Here is a 15334-nt window from a genome sequence, read left to right as displayed (position 1 = left end):
GCGCACAAATGTCCCAATCGTCTATTGCTGCAGCTTCCTCCAACGCAGCCCGTCGTGGCAGTGCCAGTTCGCGTCGGGTCCTGATTGGTCTCGGCTGGCTGGTGTTTACCCTGTTCCTGTTGCTGCCGTTGATCATCGTGGTGTCCCAGGGCTTGAAGATGGGTCTCGGTGCATTCTTTACCGCGATCTTCGAGCCCGACGCGCTCTCCGCGCTGAAGCTCACCTTGATTGCGGTGTTGATCTCGGTGCCCCTGAACGTGGTGTTTGGGGTGAGCGCGGCGTGGTGCGTGAGCAAGTACTCATTTCGCGGCAAGAGCATACTGGTGACCCTGATCGACCTGCCGTTCTCGGTGTCGCCAGTCATCGCCGGCCTGGTCTACGTGCTGATGTTCGGTGCCCAAGGCCTGTTCGGGCCTTGGCTGCAGGATCACGACATCCAGATCGTTTTCGCCTTGCCGGGCATCGTGCTGGCGACGATCTTTGTCACGGTGCCATTCGTGGCGCGCGAACTGATCCCGCTGATGCAGGAGCAGGGAACCCAGGAAGAAGAAGCCGCGCGGCTGCTGGGGGCCAATGGTTGGCAGATGTTCTGGCACGTCACCGTTCCCAACATCAAATGGGGCCTGATCTATGGCGTGGTGCTGTGTACCGCGCGGGCCATGGGTGAATTCGGTGCGGTGTCAGTGGTTTCCGGACACATTCGCGGGGTGACCAACACCTTGCCGTTGCACGTCGAGATCCTCTACAACGAATACAACCACGTAGCCGCGTTCGCGGTAGCAAGCCTGTTGCTGATCATGGCGCTCTTCATCCTGCTGCTGAAGCAGTGGAGCGAAAATCGTATTAACCGCCTGCGCGCCAGCGCTGCGGAGGAATAATTCATGTCGATCGAAGTGCGTAACGTCAGCAAGAATTTCAACGCGTTCAAGGCGCTGGACAACATCAGCCTGGACATCCAGAGCGGCGAACTCGTGGCGCTGCTCGGCCCCTCGGGTTGCGGCAAGACCACGCTGCTGCGGATTATCGCCGGCCTGGAGACGCCGGATCAGGGCAATATCGTGTTCCACGGTGAAGACGTTTCCGGCCACGATGTACGTGATCGCAACGTCGGTTTTGTGTTCCAGCACTACGCGCTGTTTCGCCACATGACGGTGTTCGACAACGTCGCGTTCGGCCTGCGCATGAAGCCGAAAAACCAGCGCCCGAGCGAAAGCCAGATCGCGGTGAAGGTTCACGAACTACTGAATATGGTGCAGTTGGACTGGCTGTCGGACCGCTATCCGGAACAGCTTTCCGGTGGTCAGCGCCAGCGTATTGCCTTGGCCCGCGCTTTGGCAGTAGAGCCTAAAGTGCTGCTGCTTGATGAACCGTTCGGCGCCCTCGACGCCAAGGTCCGCAAGGAGCTGCGTCGCTGGTTGGCACGCTTGCACGAAGACATCAACCTGACGTCAGTGTTCGTGACCCACGACCAGGAAGAGGCCATGGAAGTCGCCGATCGTATCGTGGTGATGAACAAGGGCGTGATCGAGCAGATCGGCTCACCGGGTGACGTCTACGAAAACCCGGCCAGCGATTTCGTCTATCACTTCCTGGGGGATTCGAACCGGTTGCACCTGGGCGAAGACAACCACGTGCTGTTCCGTCCTCACGAAGTTTCGCTGTCGCGCCATGAGCTGGAGGATCACCATGCGGCCGAAGTGCGGGATATCCGCCCGCTGGGTGCGACAACCCGTGTGACGCTGAAAGTCGAAGGCCAGAGCGAGCTGATCGAGGCGGAAGTGGTCAAGGACCACGACAGCCTGACTGGGTTGGTGAGGGGCGAGACACTGTTCTTCAAACCGAAGGTTTGGCAGAAACTCGCTAATATCTAAGACCAAAACATCGTCCGATCGCGGGCCGAGCCTGCGGCAGCTCCTACACGGATTTGTGTGGTTCACAAAGTCCCTGTGGGAGCCGTACCGACGATGGCGATCTAAGCAGCAGCGCGCTTTGGATTGACTCGAACCCCGCCCGCCCGCGCCTCGATCTGCTCTTTCAACTCTCGCCGCAACCCCAGCAAAAATGCCAGCTCCGCCACCACAAACAACGGGCCGACAATCAACCCCGTCACATCATCGACAAAGGCCGGTTTACGTCCTTCATAGTGATGGCCGACAAACTGGATTGCCCAGCCCACCACAAACAGGCCGATGCCGCTCGCCAGCCATACCAGCGTGCTCTGCTGCGCCAACACATGACCGGCCCAGATGCACAAACCCAGGAGCACGGTCATCAACAGCCCGAGACGCAACTCCAGGCGCAGGTAGAACCAGGCCGACGCCAGCGATACCAGCACCGCCGGTGAAAGCCAGCCTGCGGCCCACTGCGGGCGGGACAACAGCACCGCCACGGCCACGACAATCAGCGGAATGCCAATGAAGTGAGTGGCAATGTTGCGCGGGTCACGGTGATAGGTGGCGTATTGGCCGAGATGGTCAACCAGGCTTTTTTTCATTGTTATTCCTCCTGTAGGGTGAGTGATCATCCACCGCTTGGTTCTTTTGCTCTGTCAGCCAGGCGACAATCTCAAGGAGTTTTCATGGACATGCAGATCTGGCGTGAGCGCTTGATGAGCGGCCAGTGGTTCAGTCATCTGCCTGTTCCTCTACAGGATAGTCTGCTGGCAGCGGCCAGGCTGCGGCGCTTGTCCGCGGGGCAACGTTTGTTCCAGCGCGGTGACCCGCCATGCGGGCTGTACGCGGTGCTCGAAGGCGCCGTGCGGATCGGCGCGGTTAACGAACAGGGCAAGGAAGCGCTGTTGAGCCTGGTGGAACCGCCGCACTGGTTCGGTGAGATCTGCCTGTTCGATGGGCAGGCGCGGACCCACGACGCCTTCAGCCTGGGCCAGTGCACGCTGCTGCATATCCCGCAAACTGCGCTGTTGGCGATGCTCGACGAGCAACCGCTGTATTGGCGGCAACTGGCATTACTGATGAGCCAGAAGCTGCGCCTGACTTTCATCAACCTCGAACAGCTGAGCCTGCTGCCGGCCCCGGCGCGCCTGGCGCATCGATTGCTGATGATCGCCGACAGCTATGGCGAAATCGAACCGCCGCGTCGGGTGCTGCATCTGCCACAAGAGCAACTGGCGTCGATGCTGTCACTGTCGCGGCAGACCACCAACCAGTTGCTCAAGGAGCTGCAAGGGCAGGGAGTCGTCAGCTTAAGGTATGGCGAGATAGAAATTATCGATGCCGAGCGGCTGCGGGCGTTGGCGGTCATCTTTTAACAGTGGGCTTTGTCCCCGAACGCGCATAGCCTGTAGCGACGACAAATGAGGTGTGCCATGCGTGTGCTGTTAGTAGAAGACGAGCCGGAGACCGCCAAACTCCTGGCCAACGGCCTGGGTGAAGCGGGTTATACGGTCGATGTGGCGCTGAACGGGATGGACGGCCGGCGTTTCATCGAGTCCGGTGCGTACGAGATGATCATCCTCGATGTCATGCTTCCGGGCCTCAACGGCTGGCAGTTGCAGCAACAGGTCCGCAAGCTCGGCGAGACGCCGGTCCTGTTCCTGACCACCACGGACGGCATCGAAGACCGCCTGCGCGGGTTGGAACTGCACGAAGAAGATTACCTGCTCAAGCCCTTCAAGGTGAGTGACCTGGTGGCTCGGGTGCGCAAGTTGTTGCGACGGGATCGCGGGCGGTAATTTGTTGCGTGGTTGGACCCTGAGCAGGATACGGTGCCTGTGCCCCATCTATCACCGCAACCCATCGCGAAACTGTCCCGGAGTCATCCCGGTCCAGCGCTTGAAGGCGCGGCTGAAGCTGCTGGTGTCGGCAAACCCCAGCAGGTAGCTGATTTCGCTCAAAGAGCACTGCGGATCACGCAGGTGCAACAACGCCAGGTTCTCGCGGCTTTCGTTGAGCAGCGTGTCGAACCGGCATCCCTCATCCGCCAGGTGCCGCTGCAGGCTGCGCAAGCTCAGGTGCAGGGTGTGGGCGATGTGCTCGGCGCTGGGTTCGCCTTCTGGCAACTGTTCTTCGATGGCATCGCGGACCTTGCGCTCCCAGGTCATCGGCTTGAGTTGCGCCAGGGTGCGCTTGAGCACGGTTTCGTTGTGCTCGGCGAGCTCCGGGTTGGCGTCGTCCAGATGACTTTCAAAGTCCACCAGGGAAAATTCCAGGCGATCCTCGTCGGCGGCGAAGTGCACCGGTGAGCGGAAAACCTTGTGCCATTGATGGGCATCAGCCGGTTCCGGACGGCGCAAGTAGACCGCCATTGGCGCGTACTCGCGACCTAGCCGGTTGCGGCAGGTGCGCACATAAATCGCGGTGAAGGCATCAATGGCTTCATAGGCCGGCGCCGGGTTACCCGGTGGGATTTTCAGGCGGAAGCGATAGCGATCCTCGGAGCGGGTCAATTCGAGTTCCAGGGCATCGCTCACCACTGGGTGATAGCGCACGATGCGTTCAAACACCTCGCGCAAGCTGCCGCTGGCCACCAGCGCGTAGCCGAGTGCGTGGAAAGTGGTGGGGCTGACGAAGCGCGAAACCCGCAGGCCGATCGCTGGGTCGCCGCTGACCTGCACGGCGAGTTCCCACAGCCGCGTGGTGCCGGACAACGGATAACGGGCGTTAGGGTCGTCCATCAATAGCGGATCGAGCCCCGCCTGGTGACACAGTGCGGTGCTGTCGAGGCCCAATGCGTCGAGTTGCTTGCGCAGGGCACGGGTCCAGCTGGCGAGGGAGGTCGGTTCAGTCATGCTGATTGGCGCTTCCGGTCAACAGGTTGGCGTTCACGGCTACCGCCTTGCGAGGGTTCACAGGGCAGGATGCGAACATCAATAACCAGAGGATGGAAGCATGGACCGTACTTCTGCAAGTCCCCAGCGACTGAATGCATCCCAGCGATCAGCGCACATACGCGAAGTGGTGCTGGCAAAGGGCGTCGAATTGCGTAAGCGCTATCCGATTCTCAACCACCAGGACGCTTTGGGCGCGGGTATCCTGGCGTTTGCCCTGGCCGCGATGATCGGCTCGGCGGTGCTCTATATCAATGGTTACATGGCCTGGTGGGTGTGCCTGCTGCTGAACGCATTTTTCGCTTCACTGACCCATGAGCTCGAACACGACCTGATCCACAGCATGTATTTTCGCAAGAAGCGCGTGCCGCACAACCTGATGATGGGCCTGGTGTGGCTGGCGCGTCCGAGTACGATCAATCCATGGATCCGTCGCCACCTGCACCTCAATCACCACAAGGTGTCCGGCACTGAATCCGATATGGAAGAGCGCGCGATAACCAACGGTGAACCGTGGGGTTTTGCGCGGCTGCTGATGGTGGGTGACAACGTGATGTCGGCGTTCATTCGCATGCTGCGAGCGAAAACCTGGGCGCATAAATTCAGCATCATCAAGCGTACGCTGAAGGTCTATGCGCCGCTGGCACTGGTGCATTGGGGCGCCTGGTATGTGTTTCTCGGTTTCCACGCAGCCAATGGCATCGCTTATTTACTGAATGCGCCCATCGAATGGTCGGCGACCACGCTTGCAGTGATGCAGGTGATCGATATCGCCGTGGTGGTGATCATCGGTCCCAATGTACTGCGTACGTTTTGCCTGCACTTCATCAGCTCCAACATGCACTACTACGGTGACCTGGAGCCGGGGAACGTGATCCAGCAGACCCAGGTGTTGAACCCGTGGTGGTTGTGGCCGTTGCAGGCGTTCTGCTTCAACTTTGGCAGTAGCCACGGAATTCATCATTTTGTGGTGAAGGAACCGTTTTACATTCGCCAGATGACGGTGCCGGTGGCACATAAGGTCATGCGCGAGATGGGGGTGCGGTTTAACGATTTCGGGACGTTTGGCCGGGCGAATCGGTTTGTGCGTGAGGAGCAAGCAATAGGCGCGAGGACACGCACTGCTCAAGTCTGAGGTATTCCCGTGGTGAGGGGGCAAGCTCACATTACGTGGCAGCGAGCCTGCTCGCGATGCCCTCGTCGATGCAGCACGGAGCGCCGTAAAGCGCCGGAGGTTCGTTCCCGCCCAGCCAAGTGATGTCGCCCAGGCGGGCAGGGTCAGCGTGCCTATCGATTTCAATATTCATTAAACCGAAACCTATATCACGCGAAACGTTTACACGAGAAACTCATCATGGCTTTGTTGGCATCTCCACCTGCGTCCAGCTAAAGCGCGGTGGACTGTCTGCAGGTGGTGATCACCGCGCGAACAGAATTAAGTTTTCCGGGGCCGTCTCCTTGGCAGGGTGCGGCCCCTTTTTTATTTCTGGACTACCTGAAGTAATTGTTCTTTATATTCTTTTTGGGCATTAACAAATAGCTTCTTATTCCTTAACGAATATAACTCCACTCCCTATACTCGATCAGGAACAGACACGCAGCAGGAGAGCTCCCCCATGCGCAACGAATCAATTCGCTACCTGATTGTGCCGGGCTGGCAAGGATCGCCAGATGATCATTGGCAGAGCCACTGGCAGAACAGTTTGCCGAACAGCTCACGGGTGGAGCAGGCCGACTGGCTGACGCCGCGTCGTGAAGACTGGGTTGCCGCGCTGGCCGAGGCGATTGTCACCGACAGTACGCCGGTCATCCTGATCGCTCATAGCCTGGGCTGCATCACGGTTGCCCACTGGGCGGCTGCCGCGCCCGTGCAGGTTTTGCGTCAGGTGCGCGGCGCGTTGCTGGTAGCCCCGGCGGACGTCGAGCGTCCTGCCTGCGCGCCCGCCTTGCGCAACTTCGCGCCGATTCCGACCGATCTGCTGCCATTCCCGAGTCAGGTCGTCAGCTCCGACAACGATAGTGCCGTCACTGCCCCACGGGCGCTGGAACTGGCGCGCAACTGGGGGGCCGAGGCGGGGATTCTGGCAGGGGCAGGGCACATTAATGTGAAGTCCGGCCACCAGCGCTGGGAGCAGGGTTTTGCCTACCTGTATCGGCTGCAGAACCGCATGGAACATCACGCACTACGTCGCGCCTGATTTTTATTTTTTCAAGCGCCCTCGTCTTACGACGGTTTTGGGCGGGAGTCTGCGATGAATTTTGAAACCTTCAGTCAGCCCCTGCTGACCTTTCCCGACGCAGAAAAAAGCCCACTGAGTATCCGCGCCAAGGCGCTGGTGTTTGTCGACCCACGCTCGCGGCAGTTGCGCCAGGAGCTTGAGCAATTGGCGCCGCGCACGATCTCTGTGTTGATTCGTGGCGAAACCGGTAGCGGCAAGGAGCTGCTTGCGCGGCAGATCCATCGTGCCAGTGATCGGAGCGGCCTGTTCGTCTCGGTCAATTGTGGCGCTATCAGCCCGACCTACGCCGATGCCGAATTGTTCGGTTATGCAGCCGGCAGCTACACCGGTGCAGCGAGCAGTCGTGCCGGCTGGTTTGGCTCAGCCAATGGCGGCACCTTGTACCTGGACGAGATCGGCGACCTGCCGCAGCCGATTCAGACCAAGTTGCTTGCGGCCCTGGAGAATCACGAGGTCATACGCGTGGGTGCTCATCAACCAAGCCCTGTGGATGTGCGGCTGGTGGCGGCGACCAGCATTGACCTGGCGCAAGCGGTAGCTGCCGGGAAATTCCACGAGCGCTTGTATCACTACCTCAGCGAAGGCCAGTTGGAGCTGCCGGCGTTGCGCGAGCGAGTGGGTGACATTCTGTCGTTGTCCGAGTATTTCATCGGCATCTACAGCCAGCGCCTGGACCTGCCGGTACCGTTGATTAGCGAGGCCGCGCAGCAGGTGCTGGAACAGCACAGTTGGCCGGGTAATACCCGGGAGCTGGAGAACGTCATTCACTTTGCGTTGCTGGTAAGCACCGGTGACGAGATTCTGCCGGAGCATTTGAATTTGCCGGGAGTGCCGAGTGCGCTTGAGCAAATTGAACAGCACCTCAAGCATGTTCTTGCAAAGGGTTCCAATGCCGAAAAGGCCGCCCTGAAACTACTTCTAAAGAGCGCCTCCCTACTGTAGGAGCGGGCTTGCTGGCGATGGAGGTCAACGATAACGCGATTTTCAGAATGCCTGCGGTGCCTTCGCGTGCTTCGCGAGCAAGCTCGCGCCTACAGAGGGCACGCGCGATGTCGTGTATGAACAAAATGGAATATCAAAGTGAATAAAAGATATTGTTCAGGAATAAAAAATCCCGGTATTGTCCGCCTCACGCCAGCGATAGCACTTCTATGGCACTCATACTTTTAGCCGTCGTCGATGACGACCGCGTTTTTCGATAAGGACACTGCATGAAAAAGGTTCTGTTGTTCACCGCATTGGCGGCTGCCCTGACTACGGGCCTGGCCCAGGCCGGCGAAAAATTGGTGGTGGCGGCGACTCCGGTTCCACACGCCGAGATTCTCGAACTGATCAAGCCAACCCTCGCCAAAGAAGGCGTGGACCTGGAAATCAAAGTGTTCACCGACTACGTTCAGCCGAACGTTCAGGTCGATCAGAAGCGTCTGGACGCTAACTACTTCCAGACCCTGCCGTACCTGAACAGCTTCAACGAAGGTAAAGGCACTAACCTGGTGACCGTGATCGGCGTGCACGTCGAACCGTTCGGTGGCTACTCCAAGAAAGTCAAAAGCCTGGCGGAGCTCAAAGACGGCGCGACCATCGCGATCCCGAACGAAGGCAGCAACAGCGGCCGTGCCCTGATCCTGCTGCAGAAGGCTGGCTTGATCGAGTTGAAAGACCCGAAAAACGCCCTGGCCACCCCGAAGGACATTGCCAAGAACCCGCATAACTTCAAGTTCAAGGAACTCGAATCGGCCATGCTGCCGCGTGTTCTGGACCAGGTCGACCTGGACATGATCAACACCAACTACGCGCTGGAAGCCGGCCTGAACCCGGCTAAAGATGCACTGGTCATCGAAGGTGCCGATTCACCTTACGTGAACTTCCTGGTGGCCCGCCCGGACAACAAGGACAGCGTAGCCATCCAGAAACTGGCCAAGGCTTTGACCAGTCCTGAAGTGAAGGCTTTCATCGAGAAGAAATACAGCGGCGCGGTACTGCCTGCGTTCTGATTTCTTCGCTAACCACATCACGGTTGCAAACGCCGACGGCTGATACAGCGTCGGCGTTTTTTTATGCCCTTTACTCGCATTTCTGATAGGTGTCGCCGAGCGGATTGAGCAGTTTGCTGAATTTCAGCGGCGAACGGTGTGACGCGGTCACCGGGCACTACCTGCTGGGTAACGGTCATCGTGCGTTCAACCCGGTGCTGATGCGCTTTAACGGTCCTGACAAGTTGAGTCCGTTCAGTCGCGGCGGGTCGAATTCGTACGCCAATTGTCAGGGCGATCCAGTAAATTTCACCGACCCAACTGGCCAATGGATAGCGCCGTTGGTCGTTGGAATAAATGTCGTGGGTTTGGTGTCAGGTACTGCCGGGCTGGCTTGCGCAGGCCTGTCTGTTGTGGGAATGAAAACCGCAAGCTCGCCGCTATCTGCAGCTTTTGGAAGAAAAGCCGTTTACTGGGGCGCCGCAGCAGCAGTGACGGGTTTTATAAGTGGAGTGGTAGGCACTGCGAGGGCCAGCATGAATGCCAGTGACCCGGATAACTCTGCCCAGAATCCGCTGCTCATTGTCATGGCAGCGTTGAGCGTGCTGTCCATGATTCCAACGGTGGTGTCGGTTGGTTACGCTTTTCGCGCTCATAAGGTAAACAGGGCTGCTGCGCTGCAAAAGGCTTTCAGCGGGCCCAAGCCGGCAGTCTATAAAAATCCCAAGGCACTGCAGCCATCCGCTCCCCCTGACCCTGTCGTCCCTTCGACACCGGCTTCTTCGCCGACCAGTACGCGCAGAGCGAGCAATTCGCTGGCTCATGACCACGTGAGCCGCACGAGCGCCGATCCTTCCAGCATTGACGAGATCAATAAAAACATTCGTCTTTAACGCCAGCGAGTGCCGCCACCCCGAAGTTGCGCCGATCTTTTGCTTTCAACAGGGGTTTGAGCCACAAAAAACATAAGATGGCAGTCTTTGCGAGCTTCTCCAGGGCGAAGGTTGAACCCTGTTCTAAGCTCACAGTCGTATCGACAATCGCACGCCCGTACTACGCAAAGGAGTCTGCATGGCTGGTCCTGGATTAAAACTGGTGGTTGGGCTGAGCCTTGTGGCTTTGTTGACTGCCTGCGGTGACGAAAAACCGGTCGAGAAGGACCGTCCACGGGTGTTCGTGCAGGAGGTCAAACCGGCGGATTACGCAGCCTCGGTGACCCTCACGGGGGATGTCCAGGCACGGGTGCAGACCGAACTGTCGTTCCGGGTCGGCGGCAAGATCATCCAGCGTATGGTCGATGTCGGGGATCGCGTGACGGCCAGGCAGGTGTTGGCCAAGCTGGACCCCAAGGCCCTGCAGACCAACGTCGACTCGGCGCAAGCCCAGGTCACCGCCGAACAGGCGCGGGTCAAACAGACCGCCGCGGCGTTCGTACGCCAGCAAAAGCTCCTGCCCAAGGGCTACACCAGCCACAGCGAATACGATTCCGCCCAAGCCGCACTGCGTAGCAGCCAAAGCGCGCTGGCCGCCGCCCAAGCGCAACTGGCCAATGCCCGTGAGCAACTGAGCTACACCTCACTGATTGCCGACGCACCGGGCGTGATTACCGCGCGCCAGGCTGAAGTCGGCCAGGTGGTGCAGGCTACGGTGCCGATTTTCAGTCTGGCCCGGGACGGCGAGCGCGATGCGGTGTTCAACGTCTATGAGTCGCTGCTGACCCAAGCCCCGGAGGACAAAACGGTGGTCGTCAGCCTGCTCGACGACCCCTCGATCAAGACCACTGGCACCGTGCGCGAAGTTACCCCAGCCGTCTCTGCGCAAAGCGGCACTGTACAGGTCAAGGTCACACTCGATGGTTTGCCTGATGGCATGCAGTTGGGTTCGGTGGTGAGCGCTACGGCCAAGACTCCGGGCAAAACCGCCGTCGTGCTGCCGTGGTCGGCGCTGACCAAAAAAATCAGTGAGCCTGCCGTGTGGAAAGTGGATGGCGAAGGCAAGGTGGAGCTGCATACGGTCACTGTTGGCCGATACCTGACCGGCAAAGTCATTATTAGCGACGGCCTGAACGCTGGTGACAGAGTCGTCACCGCCGGCGGCCAGTTGTTGCACCCTGGGGCGAAGGTCGAAATCGCCGAGAACACCTACAAGGATCTTGAAGTGGGGAACCAGCCATGAAGCGCCTGTTGCTGGTTTTAGCCAGCGTCATGCTGGCGGCCTGCTCGAAGAAAGAAGCGCCACCGGAGCCGGTGCGTCCGGTGCTGTTCATCAAGGTGCTGGCGCTCAACGAGGAAAATCTCGGGCGCTTCGCCGGCAATATCCAGGCGCGTTATGAGAGCAACGTCGGCTTCCGCGTGCCCGGGCGCATTGCCAGCCGTAATGTCGATGTGGGTGCCGAAGTCGAGAAGGGCGCCTTGCTTGCCACACTTGATCCCACGGATCAGCAGAACCAGCTGCGCGCTGCCCAGGGCGATCTGGCGAAGATCCAGGCTCAGTTCATCAACGCCCAGGCCAATGCCCGACGCCAGCAGGAGCTGTTCAATCGCGGGGTGGGCGCGCAGGCCCAGTTGGACATCGCCCAGACTGACCTGAAAACCACCCAGGCGTCCCTTGATCAAGCCAAGGCGGCCGTCGATCAGGCCAAAGACCAACTTGGCTACGTCGAGCTGCGCACCGACCACAAGGCCATCGTCACCGCGTGGAATGCCGAAGCCGGCCAAGTCGTCACTGCAGGTCAGCAAGTGGTGACCCTGGCGCGGCCTGATATAAAGGAAGCGGTGATCGACCTGCCGGACACCCTGGTCGACCAGTTGCCCACGGATGTGGTGTTCCAGGTCGCCTCGCAGCTCGATCCGAGCACCACCGCCACCGCCATCGTTCGCGAAATCGAACCCCAGGCGCAAAGTGCAACTCGCACCCGGCGCGCGCGCCTGACCTTGACCGATTCGCCACCGGGTTTTCGCCTGGGCACAGCCATCAGCGTGACCCTCAGCTCGGCGATCAAGCCGCGGATCGAATTGCCGGTCAGCGCCTTGCAAGAGGTCGATGGCAAGTCGCGAATCTGGGTGATCGATGCACAAACCCAAACCGTTTCGCCGCGAGACGTTCACCTCATCAGCCGCACTGACAGCACGGTGGTACTGGCCGACGGCGTGAAGTCTGGCGAGCGCGTGGTCAGCGCCGGCGTGAACAGCCTGAAACCCGGGCAAAAAGTAAAAATCGACGAGGAAAGCCCGCAATGAAAGGGAGTTTCAATTTATCCGAATGGGCCCTCAAGCATCAGTCGTTTGTGTGGTATTTGATGTTCGTCGCGCTGCTGATGGGCGTGTTCTCCTACATGAACCTGGGCCGTGAGGAAGACCCCTCGTTCACCATCAAGACCATGGTCATCCAGACCCGTTGGCCGGGCGCGACCCAGGAAGAAACCCTCAAGCAGGTCACAGATCGCATCGAGAAAAAACTCGAAGAGCTCGACTCCCTCGACTACGTCAAAAGTTACACCAGACCCGGTGAATCCACGGTGTTCGTCTACCTTCGCGACACCACCAGTGCCAAGGACATCCCGGAAATCTGGTACCAGGTGCGCAAGAAGATCAACGACATTCGCGGCGACTTCCCCAAGGGCCTGCAAGGGCCGGGATTCAACGACGAGTTCGGCGACGTGTTCGGTTCGGTGTACGCCTTCACCACGGATGGACTGTCGCTGCGCCAGTTGCGCGACTATGTCGAACAGGTCCGCGCGCAGATCCGCGACGTACCAGGGTTGGGCAAAGTCGAGATGGTTGGCGAGCAGGACGAAGTGCTCTACCTGAATTTCTCCACTCGCAAACTCGCGGCTTTGGGCATTGATCAGCGCCAGGTGGTGCAGAGCCTGCAATCGCAGAACGCGGTGACCCCTGCAGGTGTGATCGAGGCAGGTCCAGAGCGGATCTCGGTACGCACTTCCGGCCAGTTCGATTCCGAAAAAGACCTGGCTGACGTCAATCTCAAACTCAATGATCGTTTCTATCGCCTGGCCGACATCGCGGAAATTAGCCGCGGCTACGTTGACCCGGCAACGCCCGAATTCCGTTTCAATGGCCAGACCGCCATCGGCCTGGCAATCGCCATGAAGAAGGGTGGCAACATCCAGGACTTCGGCAAGGCCCTGCATCAACGCATGGAGGAACTGACTGCCGACCTGCCGGTGGGCGTGGGCGTGCACAGCGTTTCCGACCAGGCGGAAGTGGTGGAAAAAGCAGTCGGCGGCTTTACCAGCGCTCTGTTCGAGGCGGTGGTGATCGTGCTGATCGTCAGCTTCATCAGCCTCGGCGTGCGTGCCGGGCTGGTGGTGGCTTGCTCGATTCCGCTGGTGCTGGCGATGGTCTTCGTCTTCATGGAGTACAGCGGCATTACCATGCAGCGGATCTCCCTCGGCGCCTTGATCATTGCCCTTGGCCTGCTGGTGGACGACGCAATGATCACGGTCGAGATGATGGTCACGCGCCTGGAAATGGGCGAAACCAAGGAGCAGGCGGCGACGTTCGCCTACACCTCGACGGCTTTCCCGATGCTCACCGGTACGCTGGTGACCGTTGCCGGCTTCGTGCCGATCGGCCTCAACGCCAGCTCGGCTGGCGAGTACACCTTCACGCTGTTTGCGGTAATCGCGGTGGCGATGCTGGTGTCATGGGTGGTTGCGGTGCTGTTTGCCCCGGTGATCGGCGTGCATATTCTCAGCGCCAATGTGAAGCCGCACAACGCCGAACCCGGCCGCGTCGGGCGGGCGTTCAACGGGGGCATGTTGTGGGCCATGCGCAATCGCTGGTGGGCGATCGGAATTACCATTGCGCTGTTCTTGGCGTCGGTGTACTCCATGCAATTTGTGCAGAACCAGTTCTTCCCGTCCTCTGACCGTCCGGAAATTCTCGTCGACCTGAACCTGCCGCAAAACGCTTCCATCGCTGAAACCCGCAAGGCGGTGGACAGGCTCGAAGAAACGCTCAAGGGCGACCCGGACATTGTGCGCTGGAGCACTTACATCGGTGAAGGTGCGATCCGTTTCTACCTTCCCCTCGACCAGCAACTGCAGAACCCGTACTACGCGCAATTGGTCATCGTCAGCAAGGGGCTGGAATCGCGCACGGCCCTGAGCCAGCGTTTGCGTGAGCGTCTGCGCAAGGATTTCGTCGGCATTGGCAGCTACGTCCAGGCCCTGGAGATGGGCCCGCCGGTAGGGCGGCCGATCCAGTACCGGGTCAGCGGCAAGGATATCGATCAAGTGCGCAAGCATGCGATCGCGCTGGCCACTGAACTGGACAAGAACTCGCACATTGGCGAGATCATCTACGACTGGAACGAGCCGGGCAAAGTCCTGCGCATCGACATCGCCCAGGACAAGGCGCGGCAGCTGGGGCTGTCCTCGGAAGACGTGGCCAACCTGATGAACAGCATCGTGGTGGGTGCGCCCGTGACCCAGGTGGATGACGATATCTATCTGATCAACGTGGTGGGGCGCGCGGTGGACGCCGAACGTGGCACGCCTGAGACCCTGCAGAACCTGCAGATCGTTACCCCAAGTGGTACGTCGATTCCGCTGTTATCGTTCGCCACCGTGCAATATGAACTTGAGCAGCCCCTGGTTTGGCGTCGCGACCGCAAGCCGACGATCACCATCAAGGCGGCAGTGCGAGATGAGATTCAGCCGACCGATCTGGTCAAACAACTCAAGCCGGCCATCGACCAGTTCGCCTCGACATTGCCGGTCGGCTACAAGGTCGCCACCGGTGGTACGGTCGAGGAAAGTGGCAAGGCTCAGGGCCCGATCGCCAAGGTCGTGCCACTGATGCTGTTCCTGATGGCGACGCTCCTGATGATCCAGTTGCAAAGCGTGCAGAAGCTGTTCCTGGTCGCCAGCGTCGCGCCGCTCGGCTTGATCGGCGTGGTGCTGGCGCTGATCCCGACCGGCACGCCGATGGGTTTCGTGGCAATCCTGGGGATTCTCGCGCTGATCGGTATCATCATCCGTAACTCGGTGATCCTGGTGACGCAGATCGAGGCCTTCGAGAAAGACGGCTACTCGCCGTGGGACTCGGTGGTGCAAGCCACAGAACATCGGCGCCGGCCGATTCTGCTGACGGCAGCAGCGGCGAGCCTGGGGATGATCCCGATTGCCCGGGAAGTGTTCTGGGGGCCGATGGCCTACGCGATGATTGGCGGGATCATCATCGCAACCTTGTTGACGCTGCTGTTTCTGCCGGCGCTGTATGTGGCCTGGTACAAAATTCGCGAGCCGAAACCGGACGCGCAGTAAAGCGAGCGCTTCGCGCTCATCGCGGGCGAGCCCGCTCCCACAGGTA

14 protein-coding genes are annotated in these 15334 nt (G+C 59.7%); 12 read left to right on the top strand and 2 right to left on the bottom strand.

What is annotated here, in order from left to right; all coding sequences use genetic code 11:
* Positions 1-8: 8 nt before the first annotated feature.
* Complete coding sequence (gene cysW / locus L9059_RS19920; protein WP_247292642.1) at positions 9-878, top strand: sulfate ABC transporter permease subunit CysW; 870 nt, start codon at positions 9-11, stop codon at positions 876-878.
* A 3-nt stretch (positions 879-881) separates the two neighbouring features.
* Complete coding sequence (locus L9059_RS19915; RefSeq protein ID WP_247292641.1) at positions 882-1871, top strand: sulfate/molybdate ABC transporter ATP-binding protein; 990 nt, start codon at positions 882-884, stop codon at positions 1869-1871.
* Between the two features lie 101 nt (positions 1872-1972).
* On the opposite strand, the gene L9059_RS19910 is transcribed toward L9059_RS19915, so the two are convergent.
* Complete coding sequence (locus tag L9059_RS19910; protein ID WP_247292640.1) at positions 1973-2494, bottom strand: Mpo1 family 2-hydroxy fatty acid dioxygenase; 522 nt, start codon at positions 2492-2494, stop codon at positions 1973-1975.
* An 84-nt stretch (positions 2495-2578) separates the two neighbouring features.
* On the opposite strand from L9059_RS19910, the gene L9059_RS19905 reads away from it, so the two are divergent.
* Positions 2579-3268, top strand: coding sequence for a Crp/Fnr family transcriptional regulator (locus L9059_RS19905; RefSeq protein ID WP_247292639.1), 690 nt, complete (start codon positions 2579-2581; stop codon positions 3266-3268).
* 57 nt (positions 3269-3325) lie between these two features.
* Positions 3326-3691, top strand: coding sequence for a response regulator (locus L9059_RS19900; protein WP_247292638.1), 366 nt, complete (start codon positions 3326-3328; stop codon positions 3689-3691).
* A 51-nt stretch (positions 3692-3742) separates the two neighbouring features.
* On the opposite strand, the gene L9059_RS19895 is transcribed toward L9059_RS19900, so the two are convergent.
* The gene (locus L9059_RS19895) at positions 3743-4747 is read right to left on the bottom strand and encodes an AraC family transcriptional regulator (protein ID WP_247292637.1); all 1005 of its coding nucleotides are present in this window, start codon (positions 4745-4747) and stop codon (positions 3743-3745) included.
* A 100-nt stretch (positions 4748-4847) separates the two neighbouring features.
* Here L9059_RS19895 and L9059_RS19890 point away from each other — a divergent pair, with 100 nt between their 5' ends.
* From L9059_RS19890 to L9059_RS19855, 8 genes are all read left to right on the top strand, one after another.
* The gene (locus L9059_RS19890) at positions 4848-5921 is read left to right on the top strand and encodes a fatty acid desaturase (protein WP_247292636.1); all 1074 of its coding nucleotides are present in this window, start codon (positions 4848-4850) and stop codon (positions 5919-5921) included.
* A gap of 481 nt (positions 5922-6402) precedes the next feature.
* Positions 6403-6984: an alpha/beta hydrolase gene (locus L9059_RS19885; RefSeq protein WP_247292635.1), complete on the top strand. Its 582-nt coding sequence runs from the start codon at positions 6403-6405 to the stop codon at positions 6982-6984.
* Between the two features lie 54 nt (positions 6985-7038).
* Positions 7039-7968: a sigma 54-interacting transcriptional regulator gene (locus L9059_RS19880; protein ID WP_247292634.1), complete on the top strand. Its 930-nt coding sequence runs from the start codon at positions 7039-7041 to the stop codon at positions 7966-7968.
* Positions 7969-8237: 269 nt separating this feature from the next.
* Positions 8238-9020: a MetQ/NlpA family ABC transporter substrate-binding protein gene (locus tag L9059_RS19875; RefSeq protein ID WP_247292633.1), complete on the top strand. Its 783-nt coding sequence runs from the start codon at positions 8238-8240 to the stop codon at positions 9018-9020.
* A 104-nt stretch (positions 9021-9124) separates the two neighbouring features.
* The gene (locus L9059_RS19870) at positions 9125-9892 is read left to right on the top strand and encodes an RHS repeat-associated core domain-containing protein (protein WP_247292632.1); all 768 of its coding nucleotides are present in this window, start codon (positions 9125-9127) and stop codon (positions 9890-9892) included.
* Between the two features lie 178 nt (positions 9893-10070).
* Entirely contained in the window at positions 10071-11174 is a 1104-nt protein-coding gene (locus L9059_RS19865; protein WP_247292631.1) for an efflux RND transporter periplasmic adaptor subunit, read from the top strand.
* Positions 11171-12238, top strand: a complete 1068-nt coding sequence (locus L9059_RS19860; protein ID WP_247292630.1) for an efflux RND transporter periplasmic adaptor subunit — start codon at positions 11171-11173, stop codon at positions 12236-12238. Before L9059_RS19865 ends, L9059_RS19860 begins: the two co-directional genes overlap by 4 nt.
* Positions 12235-15288, top strand: a complete 3054-nt coding sequence (locus L9059_RS19855) for an efflux RND transporter permease subunit (protein ID WP_247292629.1) — start codon at positions 12235-12237, stop codon at positions 15286-15288. Before L9059_RS19860 ends, L9059_RS19855 begins: the two co-directional genes overlap by 4 nt.
* Positions 15289-15334: the final 46 nt, after the last annotated feature.

It is taken from the genome of Pseudomonas violetae (assembly GCF_023072615.1).
Lineage (GTDB): Bacteria > Pseudomonadota > Gammaproteobacteria > Pseudomonadales > Pseudomonadaceae > Aquipseudomonas > Aquipseudomonas violetae.
The sequence above is the reverse complement of the archived record's forward strand: the minus strand, read 5'-3'. Positions and strand labels throughout refer to the sequence as shown.